Origin of the sequence: Novosphingobium sp. MBES04, from assembly GCF_000813185.1 — a bacterium.
In the GTDB taxonomy this organism is placed as follows: Bacteria; Pseudomonadota; Alphaproteobacteria; order Sphingomonadales; family Sphingomonadaceae; genus Novosphingobium; species Novosphingobium decolorationis.
Genome location: NZ_DF850489.1, coordinates 1670724 through 1684600, shown reverse-complemented (window position 1 = coordinate 1684600; position 13877 = coordinate 1670724). Strand labels below are relative to the sequence as shown.

At 64.3% G+C, this 13877-nt stretch carries 12 protein-coding genes and 1 pseudogene; 5 read left to right on the top strand and 8 right to left on the bottom strand.

Annotated features, from left to right (window positions below):
• Positions 1-115 precede the first annotated feature (115 nt).
• The 4 genes and pseudogenes from MBENS4_RS21355 to MBENS4_RS21340 all read left to right on the top strand — a co-directional run bounded on the left by MBENS4_RS21355 (position 116) and on the right by MBENS4_RS21340 (position 4562).
• Complete coding sequence (locus MBENS4_RS21355) at positions 116-1141, top strand: aspartate-semialdehyde dehydrogenase (RefSeq protein ID WP_039394569.1); 1026 nt, start codon at positions 116-118, stop codon at positions 1139-1141.
• A gap of 244 nt (positions 1142-1385) precedes the next feature.
• Positions 1386-1751: a carboxymuconolactone decarboxylase family protein gene (locus MBENS4_RS21350; RefSeq protein ID WP_052322596.1), complete on the top strand. Its 366-nt coding sequence runs from the start codon at positions 1386-1388 to the stop codon at positions 1749-1751.
• Positions 1752-1919: 168 nt separating this feature from the next.
• Positions 1920-2618 (top strand): alpha/beta fold hydrolase, encoded by a 699-nt coding sequence (locus tag MBENS4_RS21345; protein ID WP_445321531.1) that lies wholly within the window; start codon positions 1920-1922, stop codon positions 2616-2618.
• Positions 2619-2724: 106 nt separating this feature from the next.
• Positions 2725-4562 (top strand): annotated as a pseudogene (locus MBENS4_RS21340) (M2 family metallopeptidase).
• Positions 4563-4639: 77 nt separating this feature from the next.
• Here MBENS4_RS21340 and MBENS4_RS21335 read toward each other — a convergent pair.
• The 5 genes from MBENS4_RS21335 to MBENS4_RS21315 all read right to left on the bottom strand — a co-directional run bounded on the left by MBENS4_RS21335 (position 4640) and on the right by MBENS4_RS21315 (position 8299).
• Positions 4640-6073 carry an AMP nucleosidase gene (locus MBENS4_RS21335; RefSeq protein ID WP_039394566.1) on the bottom strand — a complete coding sequence of 478 codons (1434 nt, stop codon included), beginning with the start codon at positions 6071-6073 and terminating at the stop codon, positions 4640-4642.
• A gap of 170 nt (positions 6074-6243) precedes the next feature.
• Positions 6244-6846 (bottom strand): 50S ribosomal protein L9, encoded by a 603-nt coding sequence (rplI, locus tag MBENS4_RS21330; RefSeq protein ID WP_039394563.1) that lies wholly within the window; start codon positions 6844-6846, stop codon positions 6244-6246.
• A 15-nt stretch (positions 6847-6861) separates the two neighbouring features.
• The gene (rpsR, locus tag MBENS4_RS21325; protein ID WP_039284546.1) at positions 6862-7086 is read right to left on the bottom strand and encodes a 30S ribosomal protein S18; all 225 of its coding nucleotides are present in this window, start codon (positions 7084-7086) and stop codon (positions 6862-6864) included.
• Positions 7087-7089: 3 nt separating this feature from the next.
• A complete protein-coding gene (rpsF, locus tag MBENS4_RS21320) occupies positions 7090-7449 on the bottom strand; it encodes a 30S ribosomal protein S6 (RefSeq protein WP_039394560.1) in 360 nt (119 codons plus the stop codon).
• Positions 7450-7759: 310 nt separating this feature from the next.
• Complete coding sequence (locus MBENS4_RS21315; protein ID WP_144401027.1) at positions 7760-8299, bottom strand: hypothetical protein; 540 nt, start codon at positions 8297-8299, stop codon at positions 7760-7762.
• A 602-nt stretch (positions 8300-8901) separates the two neighbouring features.
• Here MBENS4_RS21315 and MBENS4_RS21310 point away from each other — a divergent pair.
• On the top strand, positions 8902-9675 hold the full coding sequence (locus tag MBENS4_RS21310; protein ID WP_039394554.1) for a CsgG/HfaB family protein: 774 nt from the start codon (positions 8902-8904) through the stop codon (positions 9673-9675).
• 229 nt (positions 9676-9904) lie between these two features.
• On the opposite strand, the gene MBENS4_RS21305 is transcribed toward MBENS4_RS21310, so the two are convergent.
• The 3 genes from MBENS4_RS21305 to MBENS4_RS21295 form a co-directional block, all read right to left on the bottom strand.
• Entirely contained in the window at positions 9905-11875 is a 1971-nt protein-coding gene (locus MBENS4_RS21305; RefSeq protein WP_242405038.1) for a TonB-dependent receptor plug domain-containing protein, read from the bottom strand.
• Positions 11876-11999: 124 nt separating this feature from the next.
• Positions 12000-12416: a DUF2946 family protein gene (locus MBENS4_RS21300; RefSeq protein ID WP_084592277.1), complete on the bottom strand. Its 417-nt coding sequence runs from the start codon at positions 12414-12416 to the stop codon at positions 12000-12002.
• 88 nt (positions 12417-12504) lie between these two features.
• Positions 12505-13740 carry a polyhydroxyalkanoate depolymerase gene (locus tag MBENS4_RS21295; protein ID WP_039394550.1) on the bottom strand — a complete coding sequence of 412 codons (1236 nt, stop codon included), beginning with the start codon at positions 13738-13740 and terminating at the stop codon, positions 12505-12507.
• Between the last annotated feature and the right edge of the window lie 137 nt (positions 13741-13877).

Below are 13877 nucleotides of genomic sequence, written 5' to 3'. Positions count from 1 at the left end.
GCATTTTGCGCAATCAATGGCAAAGGGCGCTTGTCATTGGGGGCAGGACCCTGTAACGGCCCGCCTTCACGCTCGGGCATGGGCCCTTGCGTGTTAAGCCAAGAAGGATCTTGAAATGGGTTACCGGGTAGCCGTCGTCGGCGCGACCGGAAATGTCGGCCGCGAAATGCTGAGCATCCTTGCCGAGCGCGAGTTCCCCTGCGACGAGATCGCAGCGGTTGCTTCGTCGCGTTCCACCGGCACGGAGATTGATTTCGGCGAGACCGGCAAGAAACTCAAGGTCAAGAACATCGAGCACTTCGATTTCACGGGCTGGGACATCGCGCTTTTCGCGGCCGGCTCGGGCCCGACGAAGATCTACGCGCCCAAGGCGGCTGCGCAGGGCTGCGTCGTGATCGACAACTCGTCGCTCTACCGCATGGAGCCCGACGTGCCGCTCATCGTGCCGGAAGTGAACCCGGATGCGATCGATGGCTACACGCAGCGCAACATCATCGCCAACCCCAACTGCTCGACCGCGCAGATGGTTGTCGCGCTCAAGCCGCTGCACGATGCTTTCGGCATCAAGCGCGTCGTCGTCTCGACCTATCAGTCGGTTTCCGGCGCGGGCAAGCAGGGCATGGACGAGCTGTTCGAGCAGAGCCGCGCGATCTTCGTCGGCGATCAGGTTGAGCCCAAGAAGTTCACCAAGCAGATCGCCTTCAACGTGATCCCGCACATCGACGTCTTCCTCGACGATGGTTCCACCAAGGAAGAGTGGAAGATGGTCGTCGAGACCAAGAAGATCATGGATCCCAAGATCAAGCTCCACGCAACCTGCGTGCGCGTGCCGGTCTTCGTGGGCCACTCCGAATCGCTCAACATCGAGTTCGAGAAGGAAGTCTCGGCCGAGGAAGCGCAAAACATCCTGCGCGAAGCTCCGGGCGTGATGCTCGTCGACAAGCGTGAGGACGGTGGTTACGTGACCCCCGTCGAGTGCGTGGGCGACAGCGCCACCTACATCAGCCGCGTGCGCGAAGACCCCACGGTCGAGAACGGCCTCGCGCTGTGGTGTGTCTCGGACAACCTGCGTAAGGGTGCCGCGCTCAACGCGGTGCAGATCGCCGAACTGCTCGGCCGTCGCCACCTCAAGAAGGGCTGATTTCAGCACCTTTGCGAAACGGATTTCGAAGAACCCCCGTCAGGTGTCCTGGCGGGGGTTCTTCTTTGTGTGAACCTCTCGCTTCGCACTCGATGTAGCAAGCAAGCCTCGGGACATACCCCGATAGTGCGGCGAGGGAGGCGCTGCCATGGAAGGTGGGCCTGCGTTTGGTGGCTCTTGATCTGGCGCAAGGCGACACGCGGATCGCGGGGCGCACAGTGCTCCCATCAAGGAGGTAGAGGGTATGTCGAAGAGCAACTTTCACGACTGGCCGCAGATGGCGAAGGACCTGAACCCGGCCATAGGTGAACTCAAGAAGAGCGCGCCGGGACCGATGCAGGCCTTTTCGGAGATGGGTAAGGCAGCCCTCGCGCCCGGCGCGCTCGACACCAGGACCAAGGAGCTGATCGCGCTGGCTATCGGCGTGGCGGTGCGCTGCGGGCCCTGCATTACCTACCATTCCTCAGGGGCCCAGCGCGCGGGCGCGACGCGTGAGGAAATCGCCGAGGCCATGGGGCTTGCGGTCTACATGGGGGCGGGTCCTTCCGCGATGTATGCCGCGCAGGCCTTGGAAGCCTTCGACCAGTGGGACGAGAAAGCCTCCGGCTAAGGTTGCAAGATCGCGCCGAGCCGCGCAAAGACCCCCGGTGAGAGGTAGGATGCCGGTCCCGCAGGGTCGGTGCCTGCCTCTTGTGCTATGAGAAAGGGCGCGCGCGTGAGTGAGATCGAAAGCCGTATCGTTGAGGGTTTCGCCGATACCAAGCTGGTGGTGCATTGCATGGGAGAGGCAAGCGGACGTCCGCTGGTCCTACTCCATGGCCTGTTCTCCAGCGCGCACGTGAACTGGATCAAGTACGGCAATGCACAAATTCTCGCGGATGCGGGGTTCCGGCTCTACATGCCGGATCTTCGCGCGCATGGTGAAAGCGAGGCGCCGCACGATCCGCGCGCCTACCCCGAGGATGTCCTGGTAGAGGACCTCAAGAGCATCATCGCCGAGCTTGAGCTGAAGGACTATGACCTGGGCGGCTTCTCGCTGGGCTCGCGCACCTCTGCGCGCGGTGTGCTGGCAGGCCTGACGCCGCGCCGCCTGATCCTGGCGGGTATGGGCCTGTCCGGTCTTTCGGGCTGGGCGCGCCGTTCGGCCCATTTCGTCGACGCGATCGACCGTTTCGGTTCCATCGAGCGCGGGGATCCGGCGTTCGTGGCCCAGGCTTTCATGAAGACGATGAAGATTGACCGCGAAGCCGCGCGGCTGCTGCTGGGATCTGTCGACGATACCGCGCCTTCGGAGCTGGCGCGCATCACCATGCCGACACTGTGCGTATGTGGCGCGGACGATGAGGACAACGGCAAGGCGCAGGAGCTGGCCGATGCCTTGCCCGATGGCCGCTACGCCGAAACGCCGGGAAATCACATGTCCTCGGTGACGTTCAAGGAGATGGGGCGCGCGATGGCCGAGTTCCTTCTCGACTGATTCTGGCCCGCGCCCTTGCGGTTTGCCCTGTCTCTTATGTTGATCTTGTCGGACCATTGGCTAGTCTTCCGGTCCGACAGACACATAACAGGGTGATTTTCTTTCCATGAAACGAGCGACCACAGCTCTTGCCGCGCTGGCGGCGGGCTTGTCCTATGCCGCAGCTCCCGCCGCCTGGGCCCAGGAACCCGCGGCGAGCTATCCGCACACCGCGCAAGGGGCTGCGGATTTCGTAGCTGCGGCCGAACAGGACCTGTCCGACTTCTCGCTCGACAATGCGCGCGTCAACTGGGTCAACAGCACCTACATCACCGATGACACCAACGCGCTCGCGTCCAGCTCGAACGCCGAACTGACGGAGAAGCAGGTCGCCTACGCAGTCGAAGCCGCGCGCTACAAGGACATCCCGGGGCTTGATCCGGACGTTGTGCGCAAGCTCGGGATCCTGAGCCAGGGTATCGTGATGCCAGCGCCGACGATGGCTGGCGCGGCGGACGAGCTGGGCACGATCATGACTGATCTCAGCGCGACCTATGGCAAGGGCCGCGGCACGCTCAATGGTGCGGAGATCAACGGCTCGGACATCGAGGAGGAGATGGGCAACCTCGATCACACGCCGGCCGAATTTGCCGAGATGTGGGCGAGTTGGCACGACAATGTCGGTGCGCCGATGAAGGACGACTATGTGCGCATGGTCGAGATCGGCAACACCGGAGCCCGTGAGCTTGGCTATGCCGACGTCGGCGCGATGTGGCGCTCGGGTTACGACATGGAACCCGAAGCCTTCGCCGCCGAGACCGAGCGCCTGTGGCAGGAGGTCAAGCCGCTCTACCTCGCGCTGCATACCTATGTCCGCAACAAGCTCAACGCGAAGTACGGTGCGGACGTGCAGCCGCAGACCGGGCCGATCCGTGCCGATCTGCTTGGCAACATGTGGGCGCAGGAATGGGGGAGCATCTACCCGCTCGTCGCGCCCGAAGGGGCGGGCGATCTGGGCTACGATATCGGCGATCTGCTCAAGGCGAAGGGCCAGACACCTGTCGACATGGTGAAGACCGGCGAGGGCTTCTATTCCTCGCTCGGCTTTGATCCGCTTCCCGGTACGTTCTGGACGCGCTCGATGATCACCAAGCCCGCCGACCGGGAGGTGATCTGCCATGCCTCGGCCTGGGATGTCGACAACAAGGACGACATCCGTATCAAGATGTGTACCAAGGTGAATTCGACGGACTTCGTCACGATCCACCATGAACTGGGCCACAACTACTACCAGCGCGCCTACAACGCGCAGCCCTACTTGTACCTCAATGGGGCCAACGATGGTTTCCACGAGGCGATCGGGGACTTCGTGGCGCTCTCGATCACGCCGCGTTATCTCGTCCAGATCGGCCTGCTCGATGCCGCCAAGGTGCCGAGCGCGGACAAGGATATCGGCCTGCTCCTGCGCCAGGCGATGGACAAGGTGGCGTTCCTGCCGTTTGGCTGATGATCGACCGTTACCGCTGGGGTATCTTCGATGGTTCGATCACGCCTGCGCAGTACAACTCGGCCTGGACCAAGATGCGTCTGGAGTACCAGGGTATCGTGCCGCCGGTGGAGCGTCCTGCGGACGGCTTCGATGCGGGCGCCAAGTTCCACATTCCCGGCAATACGCCTTACACGCGCTATTTCCTTGCTCGGATCCTGCAGTTCCAGTTCTACCAGGCCGCGTGCAAGCAGGCCGGATGGACCGGGCCGCTGCACCGTTGCAGCTTCTACGGCAACAAGGAAGTGGGCAAGAACCTCGAGGCGACGCTGAGCATGGGCATGTCCAAGCCCTGGCCCGAAGCGCTCAAGGCGTTTACCGGCTCCTCGAAGATGAGCGCCAAGCCGATGCTCGACTACTTCGCGCCGCTCAAGGACTGGCTCGACAAGCAGAACAAGGGGCAGAAGACGGGCTGGTAAGCCTTTACTTCAGACATAAAAAAGGCCGGGACGCGAACAACGCGTCCCGGCCTTTTTCGTTGCTGTTCCTGCGAGGCTTACCGGAACGGAGGTTCGTCGAAGGCGCGCAGCTTGCGGCTGTGCAGGCTGTCGCCCTCGGCGCGCAGCAGGGCGCAGGCGTGGAGACCGATCTTGAGGTGTCCGGCAATGGCTTCCTCGTAGAAGCGGTTGGCTTGGCCTGGCAGCTTCAGTTCGCCGTGGAGCGGCTTGTCCGAGACGCACAGCAGGGTGCCGTAGGGGACGCGGAAGCGGTACCCTTGCGCGCTGATGGTCGCGCTCTCCATCTCGATGGCAATGGCGCGTGAGAGGCTGAAGCGGTGGGCCGAGGCGGTGTAGCGCAGCTCCCAGTTGCGGTCGTCGGTGGTGACGACAGTGCCGGTGCGCATGCGCTTCTTGAGGTTGGCACCACTGTCGCCGCTGACGATCTCGGCTGCTTCGGCAAGCGCCTGTTGGACCTCGGCGATGGCCGGCAGCGGGATCTCGGGCGGGAGCACGGGATCGAGGACCTTGTCGTCGCGCAGGTACGCGTGGGCGAGCACGAAGTCACCGATGCGCTGCGTTTCGCGTAGGCCCCCGCAGTGGCCGATCATCAGCCAGGCTTCGGGGCGCAGGACTGCGAGGTGATCGGTGATCGTCTTGGCGTTCGAGGGGCCAACGCCGATGTTGACGAGCGTGATGCCCGACTTGTCCTCGCGCACGAGGTGGTAGGCGGGCATCTGGTGGCGGCGCCAGGCGGTGTCGGACAGGCGCGCGCGGGCGTTGTCGGTCGGCTCGTCGAGATAAAGCCCGCCTGCACCGGCCAGCGCGGTGAAGCCGTCCTGGCCGATCTGCGTGCCCGCCCAGTCGACAAATTCATCGACGTAGCGGTGGTAGTTCGTGAAAAGGATGAACTTCTGGCAGTGGTCGGGGCTGGTGCCGGTGTAGTGCGCAAGGCGGGCCAGGCTGAAGTCGGTGCGCAGCCCATCGAAGAGCGCCAGGGGCTTGGGATCGTTCTCGTCAAAGATCATCAGGCCATCGGCGATTTCATCGCCGATCATGGCAAGGTCGGTGCTCGGGAAGTGGGCGGCAAGCTGCTGCGGGGTGGCGGTGCCCACGCCAATGCCGTCCAGAACGTAGGGAAAGGGGATTTCCTGGTCCGAGCGTCCGACCTCGATCTCGATCTCGTATTCGGCATCGAGGAGGGTGAGCTGCTCCTTCAGGTAATCGGCAAAGAGGTGCGGCCTTGTGATCGTGGTCGCGTACGTGCCCGTCTCGACGAGGCGGCCGAAGGCGCGGCCGTAGACGGCTTCGCGCTCGTTTCCGGCATAGCGCACGGTGAGTTCGGGGTAGGTCCACTCCCGCTGGCTGCGGCGTTCGGGAGGGGGAAGGGTGCCGTGCTCGACGAAGGCGGCGATGTCGGCCTTGAGGGTGGCGACGGCGGTTTCATAGACGCGGACCAATTCCGCGTGGATCTGATCTATTCTGTTTTGCATCGCCTGTAGTTACGCAATTCATGTTGCAGTGCAAGGGCAGGCGTGGGCATCGCGTTCGGCCAGGGGGATAAGCGTTGCGCGGGTGCAACAGGTGGAGGCGCCACGAAAAAACCCCCGCAGCCGCTCCGGCGCGGGGGTCTTTCGTTTCCTGAAGGTCAGGAAGAGGAGGCTCAGGCCTGCTCTTCGCCGTCCTCGGCAGGAGCGTCTTCCTCGACTGCGATCTCGCCGGGCTCGGCGTTGGGATCGTAAGCTTCGGTGAAGCCGCTGGTGTCTTCTTCGAACATGGCTTCCATGACGTTGACGCCCTGGGCCTGCAGTTCGGCTTCGTCGGTCGAACGTGCGACGTTGACCTGGACGTTGACCGCGACTTCGGGGTGCAGCGAGACGCGCACGTCGAAGACGCCGAGGGTCTTGATCGGGTGCTCGAGCACGATCATCTGCTTGGTGACCTGCGCGCCTTCGGCGTTCAGGGCTTCCGCGATGTCACGCACGGTGACCGAACCGTAGAGCTGGCCCGAGTTCGACGAGGCGCGGATCAGGACGACCTGCTTGCCTTCGACGTTGCTCGAGTGGCTCTCGGCAGCCGAACGCTTCTCAGCGTTGTCGGCTTCGATCTTGGCGCGGTTCGCTTCGAAGACCTTCTTGTTGGCTTCGTTGGCGCGAAGGGCCTTCTTGTTCGGCAGCAGGAAGTTGCGCGCGAAACCGTCCTTGACGGTGACGACGTCGCCGATGTTGCCGAGCTTCTCGACGCGTTCGAGGAGGATGATATCCATGAGGTAATTCCTCCCTTACTTGACGATGAAGGGCAGCAGGCCGATGTGCCGGGCGCGCTTGATGGCCTGGCTCAGCTCACGCTGCTTCTTGGCGGACACCGCGGTGATGCGGCTGGGAACGATCTTGCCACGCTCGGACATGAAGCCCTGGAGGAGACGCACGTCCTTGTAGTCGATCTTGGGCGCGTTCTTGCCCGAGAACGGGCAGGACTTGCGGCGGCGGAAGAATGCACGTGCCATGGATCAGTTCTCCCGGTCGCGACGGCGACGGTTGTCGCGGTCGTTCTTGCGCATCTGGACCGAAGGGCCGCCTTCGTGCTCTTCGACCTTGATGGTCATGTAGCGGATGACGTCTTCGTTGATCTGCGTCTGGCGCTCGAGTTCGGCGATGGTGTCGCCGGGGCACTCGATGTTCAGCATCACGAAGTGAGCCTTGCGGTTACGCTTGATCTTGTAGGCGAGGTTCTTGAGGCCCCAGGTCTCGGTCTTGGTGACCTTGCCCTCGTGGCTCTCGACGATCTCGGTGGCGGCGGCGGCCAGCGCATCAACCTGCGACTGGCTCAGATCCTGGCGCGCCAGGAACACGTGCTCGTAAAGCGGCACTGCAGCTTCCTTTATCTGTCTAACCGATCGCTGGCTTGCCGCACCATTGCGGGGCCCCTCCGGCTTTCTTCACGTTTCCCGCGAATCCGTGTGCGAACGCGTGGGAAGCGGCGCCTTTAGCCGATTGCGGGCCAAATGCAAGTCGCCTTCGCACATTCCCGGGGCCAATGGATGACGCGGAAGGGTGACACGCAGGTTGACACAGTTGACACTGTCCAGGGGGAAAGGTGTCATCTGTCCCCCTATCCGTCTGCGCCTTACTGCTGTGCGGCCGGGCCTTGCGCATGAAGCCGTCGATGCCAGGCGAGTTTCAGCACCCGCCCATTTTCCGGCCAGCGATGGACCAGCGCATCAGATCGGGGTGGTGGGCAGCAAGACCATCACGCGCCAAAAGTTCTCGCCGGCTCTCGAAATCGATCTTGAGCGAAGCGTCATCGAATGCCCCATCGACATTCAGGTGCAATCTGGAGGGTTGCGTCGAGGTCCGATTGGTCTCCGGGTCTTCAACGCTGACGCTTCCCCCGTTGCAGACCTGGGACGCATGAACGTGCCCGTCCCTTATGTCCATGCGCATGGGGCGGCACGTGGTGCTCGAGGCGGCGTCCGACTGCCCCTCGCCCACCAGTTGCCGGACAAACAGCTCAATCTGCGTGTCGTGCAGACAGAACTTGAACGTGCGCTCCTGGCCGAGCGCTCGCGTATCGTTCTTTCCGTCCAGGCTCTTGCCGAAGCGATAGGAACGCGAGATCCGCACTTCCCACTCCCCGGCAGCAACGACATTCGTTTCACGAGATCTTTCGACGATGATCGGGTCGTCATCGGACGCAGCGCTCACGAAAAACGCCGCCATCACGATTGCCGGAATTGGCACCAGCCGCCGTCTCAACATGAAATGCCCCGCATCGTCGAATGGTCATGAAGATCATCAAAGTATCAAGTCTTGCCAATTCGCCCAGTACTTCTTGCGCATCGCACGGTCATGGCTGCGGGGGTGAGCCAGGGCCTCGCCGTAAGGAGGCGGAACCCGCGCCCCGCGAGGGCCACTGCCAGACCCTCTTGCCGAAGGCATTTTTTACATCTGCCCCCATGCGCCACACGTCCGGCCATGCCCCGAGACCGCCATTCCCGCCGCGCGCGGGACGCGCAGGGACATGCTTACCGTCCTACCCTGGGGCAAGGGGGGTAGGAAAATGCTTTGTGGCCGGGCCTTCGCTGCGGTGACGGTCCGTATCCGCTCGCAGTTGCCGGGCGAGGCGAGCCTGGCCCCGTAATACCTCGGGAATGCAGCAGGGCCGATCCTTTCCGGCGTGCATGAGCAAGGTGGCCTTAAGTAAGTCATGTATAAATTCACGAATTTATACTTTTGAGAGGTGTGAAAACACCGTCATGTCCCGTATTTTGTTGCGGCTATTGGTGCGTCAGGCCATTTTTGCGGGAGGAAAGGATATCGACATGACGAAATGGGCTTGGGTAATGGCCGCGGCGGCGGTGTGCGGCATGACCGCGCCGGCGTTCGCGCAAGGGACCTCCTCGGCGCGCAAGCAGCAGGAGCAGGGGCAGCAGCAGATCCCGGTCTGCCAGAAGAACCTGGGCACCGTGTCCATCATCGAGCCGGACGTGAAGTGGTGGCGCGAGTACAGCCTGGGCAGTCCCGAGGCGATCCTGCGCGTCTTCGTGCAGAAGTCGCGCTGTTTCACGCTGGTCAATCGGGGGCGCTCGCTGGAGAACAGCGCGATGGAACGCGCGCTGGCCGAACAGGGCGAGCTTCAGGCGGGATCGAACATCGGCAAGGGACAGATCCGTGCAGCGGACTACTTCCTGCAGCCCGACATCGTCTCGACCAACAAGAATTCGGGCGGCAACGCGCTGGGCGGCGTGCTCGGCGGTGTCGGTGGCATCTTCGGGCGCGGCGTGGGCCGGATGGCCGAAGGCCTCAACGTGCGCAAGGGCGAGGCCAACGTAACCCTCTCGGTGGTGAATGCCCGCACCACGGTCGAGGAGGCCCTGACCGAGGGCTATGCGCGCAAGTCCGATGTCAGCTTCAATGGCGCAGGCGCGGGGGCCTCATTCGGAGGGGCTTTCGCCGGGGCCGGTGCGAGCGGGTACCAGAATACGCAGATCGGCCAGATCATCGTCCTGGCCTATCTCGACGCCTACACCAAGCTGGTCGACCAGTTGGGCGGGCTTCCGGTGGACGCCTCGGCCGCCGCGCCGCTCGCCAACTGACCAGGTGATCTGAGGCAACACGAAAGGGGCGCGCCGGTGGTTCGGGCGCGCCCCTTTTTCGTCTGGCCTGAAACGATCAGAACGCGGTCGAGATCGACAGGTTCACGCTGCGGCCTTGTCCGGCGACCGGGCGCCAAGTGTCGGTCGCGGCAAGGTCGCCCAGCGCCATGCCGCCAAGCGGCAGGTAGTAGCCCTTGTCGAAGAGGTTGGTGGCCTCGATCCCGAGGCGCTAGCCTTGCAGGGTATAGGCCGCGCCGAGGTTGACGAGGGCATAGGCCGAAGTCTCGGGCTCGTTGCGGCGGGTGTCGACGCGGTCCTTGCGGTCCACCCACTCGACGCCGCCGGTCAGCTCCAGCGCGCCGGTCCGGTGGGTGAGGGCGAGCGCGGCGTTGAGCGGCATCTGGTGGTAGAGCGGCGCGTCGGCCCCGGTGTTCTCGCCATGGACATAGGCCAGCGTTGCGGTGAGCAGGGTCCCCTGTTCGGCGCTGCCCTGGAGGACCGCGTCGGCCGAGACATCCACGCCGTAGAACTCGGCATCGGTGTTGGCGAACTGGAGCTGGACGGCGCGTTCGCTGAGCGTGCCGATCACGTTCGCGTCGATATAGTCGTTCACGTGCGTGTAGTAGGGCGAGACCTTCAGGTGCACGTCCTTTGCCGGGGAGAGCGCGAAGGCGGCGCTGAAGGTATCGGCGCGTTCGGGATCGAGCGCGATGTCGCCGACATAGCCGTTGCCATCGCCGTACCAGCCGATCATGCGGCTCGCCATCGATCCGCGCCCCCAGGTGTAGCGCTCGTAGAGGTTGGGTGAGCGTACCTTGTGGGCATAGCCCAGTTCGACCGAAAGCGCCGCGCTTGGCGTCCAGCGCACGAGGGCCGAGCCCGACCAGTTGTTGTCGGTGCGGCGTCGGTCGGCGGCGTTGAAGGCGGCGGCGGCAGCGACGTCGGCGGCCTGCATCATGCCCGTGCCATAAGGGGCGACATCGCCGGTGTTCATCTCCACCCGGTCATAGCGCAGGCCCAGCGTGGTGGTGAGATTGGAGGTCCAGTCGCCGGTCCATTCGCCGTAGGCGCCCAGGCGGTTGCGCGATCCCTCGTTGATGTTCACGAAGGCGTTGGGGCCCATCATCATCGAGCCTTCGACCGGCGGCCACCAGTCGTTGAGCCACTGGTGGTGGTATTCGAGCCCGGTTTTCAGGACATGGTGCTCGTTCACCGGGATCTCGAATTTCGCCGCGCTGGTGAAGGTGTGGACGCGCGTTTCCATCGGCATGGAGCCGGGGAGCTTGTCCTCCAGGAAGTTCATCGTGTGGTCGGTGTCGCGGTAGCTCGCCGAAAGGTCGGCCTTGCCCCAGTCGTACTCCCCCCGGAAGCGTCCCTGCACGAACCACGAGCGGTTGTCGGTCATGTCCATCGACTGGTTCACGAAGCCTTCGTAGGGGCTATATTGGTAGCCACCCTTGAGCTCGATGAGGCCCGCCTCGGTGCGCAGCGCAAGGGTCAGCGCGTGGTCGGTCTTGGCGTATTCGCTGGAATGGACGGTGCCCAGGTGCCCGCCCGCCTTGTAATTGTCGGACTGGGTGTAGGCGCCGGTGTAAGTGGCCGAGAGGTTCTCGCCCGCCAGTGTCAGCGAAACCGAGGTGCCAAAGGCGTTGCCGTTCGAGCGGTAGTAGCCCGCCGCGCGGCCGGTCACCAGAAGCGATCCGTCCTTCGCGAAGACCGGGACTGCGCTCTCGGCGGCAATCACGCCACCGATGGTGTCACCGCCCAGGCTCACCGGGGAAACGCCCGGGATCACGGTCAGCGCGGCCAGCGTCTGCGGGTTCGTATAGGAGAGCGGCGAGTTCATGTCGTTGGGGCAGGCCATGTCGATCGGCTGGCCATCGACGGTGATGCGCAGGCGCTGCTCGGAGAGGCCACGGATCGCGGGCATGGCCGAAAAGCCGCCGCCGGTGTTGGCCGAGACCCCCGCGATGCGCGCAAGGACCTGCGCGGTGTCGCTGGCCGCGGCGCCCTTTTCATGGAGGTCCTGCTCGGAAAGGTGCGATCCGACCACGGTGGGATCGGGCATGTGGCCCTCGACCACGGTGAGCGGGGGCGGGGCCTCGTCGGCTTTCGCGGCGGTGACGGCACCAAGGGCGGGGGCGAGGACGGTGCTGGCGTAAAGAGCGGTGCGCGCAGCGCGCACGAAAGAGGTCTGCATGATGATGGAATGTCCTGAAGGCTAAGATCGGGCGAACAGCGCTGCGCGGCCGCACGAGGCGGCGCAGCGCGGGGGCGATGTTCGCGAGGAAGAGGCCCCGACGTGTGGTGCGGGGCTCAGGGGATCAGGACAGGTGGGGCGGGGCGCGCAGCGGCGGGGTCCAGTAGCGGGCCCGGATCAGCCGCAGTGGCGGCGTGGGCAGGAAGCCCAGCGCCAGGATGAAGGCGAGCGCCAGCGCCAGCAGCGCGGGGTCCGCATTGCCCAGGGCATGGGCGGAGAGCGCGGTGAAGGGGCATTCCTTCGCCGCCTTGGCGTGCTGCTGCTGCGAAGAGGTGTCGGGCTTGCCCGGAAGCGCGATCTTCTGGAGGCGGGTGTGGCCCTGGCTGTCGCAGATTTCGACGGTGAGGACCTTCGCGCCCGCGCTCTCGATCATGAAGCCCGCCGGAACCAGCGCCTTCATGGCCAGCGCCATCGCGATCACGAGCGCGAAGAGCCAGAGGTGGCGCGCAAGGAAGGAGCGAAGGGCGTACATGGCGGTCATGCGCCTAGCGTGGAACACAGGGCCTGTCACGCGGGGCAAGGCGATGATCGCCGGGACAAATTGTCCCAGCGGTGTGCAGGGGCGGCGATCAGTTCATCGCAAGGATCAGGTTCTTGACCTGGGGGTAGACCTGCTTTTCCCACTTCGAGCCCGAGAAGGTGCCGTAGTGGCCCACGCCCGGCTGGAGGTGGTGCTGCTTCAGGTGCGGGCGCAGGCTCGTGCACAGGAGGTGCGCGGCCGCGGTCTGGCCCACCGCGCAGATATCGTCACGCTCCCCCTCGACGGTGAGGAGGGCGGTCTTGCGGATCGCGCCGCAGTCCACCGGCTCGCCCCGGAAGGTCAGCTCGCCCTTGGCAAGGAGCGCGCGCTGGAACACCTTGTCGATGGTCTCGAGGTAGAACTCCTCGGTGAGGTCGAGCACCGCGAAGTACTCGTCGTAGAAGCTCTCGATCTTGGTGACGGCGGCGGTGTCCTCGTCGGCGAGCGCCTGGTAGAGCTTGCGGAACTGGTCGATGTGGCGACCCATGTTCATCGACATGAAGGCGGTGAGCTGGAGGAAGCCGGGATAGACCCGCCGCCCGGCCCCGCGATGGCGCCAGGGCACGGTCTGGATCATGTTCGCGGCGAACCAGTCGTAAGAATTGGTGGTCGCAAGCTCGTTCACCAGCGTAGGCGATTCGCGCACGTCGATCGGCCCGCCCATCAGCGTCATTGTGCGCGGCTGGCAGGGGTCATCGTCGCCCGCCATGATCGCCACCGCAGCCAGCACGGGGACGCAAGGCTGGCATACGGCCAGCACGTTGGCCCCCTTGCGCGCGACCGGATCGCCCAGCTCCTGCAGGAAGGTGATGATGTAGTCGATATAGTCGTCGAGCCCGAAATCGCCGGCGGACAGCGGCACGTCGCGCGCGTTCTTCCAGTCGGTGATGTAGACGTCGTGGTCGCACAGCATGGTCTCGACCGTGTTGCGCAAAAGGGTCGAGAAGTGGCCCGAGATCGGCGCCACGATCAGCACCTTGGGCTGGGGCACCGCGACATCGGGCTTGGCGAAGTGGAGGAGGTCGCCGAAGGGCAGGTCCATGAGCACTTCCTCGACAACCGGCGTCTCCCGGTTGCCGCAGGGTACGCTGTCGATCCCGTAGGACGGGCGCGTGTGCGTGATCGCGGCCTTTTCGTAGACTTCGGCCAGCGCGAAGAGGCGGCGGGCAAAGGGCATGTCTTTCGCGCCATCGAGCGCCTCGTCGCGGAAGCGCCGCGCCATCTTCGCGGCAAACCGCGAGGGGGCGAGGAGATCGTTGGTGGCCTCATAGGCGTCGTAAAGCATGGGGCTTATCCCTTGTCTTCCGCGAGTGTCCCGCGCGTCATGCGCCGCGCTCCGTTGCCGGGTGACGCCACGCCCTTGCGCAGGCACGATGCACCCGTCATGCTGCGCTGCATCATTGCCGGATGCAAGCGAAACCG

Bases quoted from the DNA above. Each gene is read 5' to 3' on its own strand.
- MBENS4_RS21355 (WP_039394569.1), top strand. From the start codon at position 116: ATGGGTTACCGGGTAGCCGTCGTCGGCGCGACCGGAAATGTCGGCCGC.
- MBENS4_RS21335 (WP_039394566.1), bottom strand. From the start codon at position 6,073: ATGCAAAACAGAATAGATCAGATCCACGCGGAATTGGTCCGCGTCTAT.
- MBENS4_RS21315 (WP_144401027.1), bottom strand. From the start codon at position 8,299: ATGGCGGCGTTTTTCGTGAGCGCTGCGTCCGATGACGACCCGATCATC.
- rpsR (WP_039284546.1), bottom strand. From the start codon at position 7,086: ATGGCACGTGCATTCTTCCGCCGCCGCAAGTCCTGCCCGTTCTCGGGC.
- MBENS4_RS21305 (WP_242405038.1), bottom strand. From the start codon at position 11,875: ATGCAGACCTCTTTCGTGCGCGCTGCGCGCACCGCTCTTTACGCCAGC.
- MBENS4_RS21300 (WP_084592277.1), bottom strand. From the start codon at position 12,416: ATGACCGCCATGTACGCCCTTCGCTCCTTCCTTGCGCGCCACCTCTGG.
- MBENS4_RS21345 (WP_445321531.1), top strand. From the start codon at position 1,920: ATGGGAGAGGCAAGCGGACGTCCGCTGGTCCTACTCCATGGCCTGTTC.
- MBENS4_RS21310 (WP_039394554.1), top strand. From the start codon at position 8,902: ATGACGAAATGGGCTTGGGTAATGGCCGCGGCGGCGGTGTGCGGCATG.
- rplI (WP_039394563.1), bottom strand. From the start codon at position 6,846: ATGGATATCATCCTCCTCGAACGCGTCGAGAAGCTCGGCAACATCGGC.
- MBENS4_RS21295 (WP_039394550.1), bottom strand. From the start codon at position 13,740: ATGCTTTACGACGCCTATGAGGCCACCAACGATCTCCTCGCCCCCTCG.
- MBENS4_RS21350 (WP_052322596.1), top strand. From the start codon at position 1,386: ATGTCGAAGAGCAACTTTCACGACTGGCCGCAGATGGCGAAGGACCTG.